We start from the raw sequence: 2,023 nt of genomic DNA, 5'->3' as shown, positions 1-2,023 counted from the left end.
GGATTTCGCGAAGTGCTTCTTCTTCTCGTCGAATGCCGCGTTTGCTGCTTTCGAGTTGAGCCGTGTCGCCAGCAGCGTCAGGTTTCCGAGACGCTTGGATAGTTCGAAATACCTCGCCAAACTGCGCCTGACGTGATTCGATTCGCACCTGCGATGGGAGAGGCGCGGATGTCGGGTCAGCGGGGATTTTTCGACGTCGACGAACGCTATGCGGCATTGTCTGCGGCGGGCGATCCGCTGGAGCGGCTTGCGTCGGTGGTCGACTTCGAGGTCTTCCGCCCGGTTCTTAATGCCGCGCTGGCGCGCTCGGACCGGAGCAAAGGTGGTCGTCCGCCCTATGACGCGGTGCGCATGTTCAAAGTCCTGGTGTTGCAGGCGCTGTATGGCCTGTCCGACGAGCAAGCGGAGTTCCAGCTGCGCGACCGGCTGTCGTTCATGCGCTTCGTCGGCCTCGAACTGCACGAGGCGGCGCCGGACGCGACGACCATCTGGCTGTTCCGTGAACAGCTCAAGCGGGTGGAGGCGATCGATAAGCTGTTCCGCCGCTTCGACACCGTGCTCGCGGCCAAGGGATATCTGGCGATGGGAGGGCAGATCATCGACGCAACCATCGTCGCGGCACCGAAGCAGAAGCTCACTGCCGACGAGAAGGCGGTGATCAAGGCGGGCGGCACGCCGGCCGGATGGTCGAAGGCGAAGCGCCGGCAGAAGGACCGCGACGCCCGTTGGACACTCAAGCGCGGGCGCGCCAGGCCGAAGCCGGAGGACGGCGCCGCACGAACCGGGGTGGAGATCGCGGTGCCGGTGTTCGGCTACAAGTCGCACCTCAACATCGACCGCCGGTACCGGCTGATCCGCGCCTGGTCGGTGACCGACGCCGCCGCGCATGACAGCCGCCGCCTGCCCGACCTGCTCGATCGGGAGAACACCGCCAGCCCGGTCTGGGCGGACACGGCCTATCGGACCAAGCGCAACCTGGAGGTGCTGCAGCGGCGCGGCCTGCGCGAGCGCATCCAGTTCCGCCGGCCACCGCGGCGCCGGCTCTCCGGGCCGCGCGCCCGCGCCAACGCCGCACGGGCCAAGGTGCGCTCGGCCATCGAGCACGTGTTTGCCCGGCAGAAGCACCGGATGGCGTTGTTTGTGCGCACCATCGGACTCGCGCGGGCGCGGGTGAAGATCGGATTGGCAAACCTGGCCTACAATTTCACCCGGCTTGCCTGGCTCGACACCCGAATTGCGCCCGCATAGCCAGAAATAGCCGGCTTACCGCATCTCCTTCCCTCCCGCACCCACATCAGGGCCGGCCAAATCAGCCCGAACGCATCCGCAAACAGCCTTCATCATCGTCGGCGATCACATATTTCGATCTATCCAACTGGGCGCCTCGCGCCCCGAGGCTGCTGGGCAGGTTTGACGCTTCCCGCCTCTCGGGCGTCGGCGCGCCGCGGTTGACGTTGCTGGCGAATCCGGCGGTGCTTCAGAAAGAACGGCGGGCTTGGAGCGATTGCGATGAAGCGGTCGGAGTGGTTGCGAGTCACCCTTCTGCTCGCGACCGTCACGGCCTCCCTCGCGCTGCACTACACCGACGCGCTCCCGCCGATCTGGATCTTCGCCGCCGGTCTTGCCGCGATCGCGATGCTTGCCGACTGGGTGCGTCGCGGTACGGAGCAAGCGGCCGGCCATGCCGGCGCCGCGATCGGCAGCCTGCTTGCCGTCACCTTCGGCAACGCCGCCGAACTCGTGCTGGCGCTGTTCATACTCTCGGCGGCGCAGACGGAGGTCGTGCAAGCGCAGATCACCGGTTCCATCATCGGCACCACGCTGCTGTTCCTCGGCATCTGCGCCTTCGTGGGCGGGCTCCGTCACGAACGGCAGGTTTTTGGCGTGGCACAGGTCGGACTGCTCTCGACCATGCTGCTGCTGGTGGCCATCGCGATCCTGCTGCCCGCGACGTTCGACGTCGCCGAGCGCGCGCATGTGGCGGGTGTCGATCGGGCACTCGACGAGGAGCGCTTGAGCCTTT

Annotated in this window: 2 protein-coding genes and 1 pseudogene; 2 read left to right on the top strand and 1 reads right to left on the bottom strand. The window is 66.6% G+C overall.

What is annotated here, in order from left to right; all coding sequences use genetic code 11:
* A partial coding sequence (locus tag JOY90_RS40100) for a DUF1524 domain-containing protein (protein ID WP_367276907.1) occupies positions 1-120 on the bottom strand: 120 nt, incomplete at its 3' end.
* A gap of 48 nt (positions 121-168) precedes the next feature.
* On the opposite strand from JOY90_RS40100, the gene JOY90_RS10350 reads away from it, so the two are divergent.
* Both JOY90_RS10350 and JOY90_RS10345 read left to right on the top strand, forming a co-directional pair.
* Entirely contained in the window at positions 169-1,248 is a 1,080-nt protein-coding gene (locus JOY90_RS10350) for an IS5 family transposase (RefSeq protein WP_291691037.1), read from the top strand.
* Between the two features lie 261 nt (positions 1,249-1,509).
* Positions 1,510-2,023: pseudogene (locus JOY90_RS10345) on the top strand (calcium/proton exchanger); the annotation flags it as partial.

It is taken from the genome of Bradyrhizobium sp. (assembly GCF_019242285.1).
Lineage (GTDB): Bacteria > Pseudomonadota > Alphaproteobacteria > Rhizobiales > Xanthobacteraceae > Bradyrhizobium.
Note: the sequence above shows the minus strand (reverse complement) of the source record. Positions and strands in the feature narration are given on the sequence as shown.

Bases quoted from the DNA above. Each gene is read 5' to 3' on its own strand.
- JOY90_RS10350 (WP_291691037.1), top strand. From the start codon at position 169: ATGTCGGGTCAGCGGGGATTTTTCGACGTCGACGAACGCTATGCGGCA.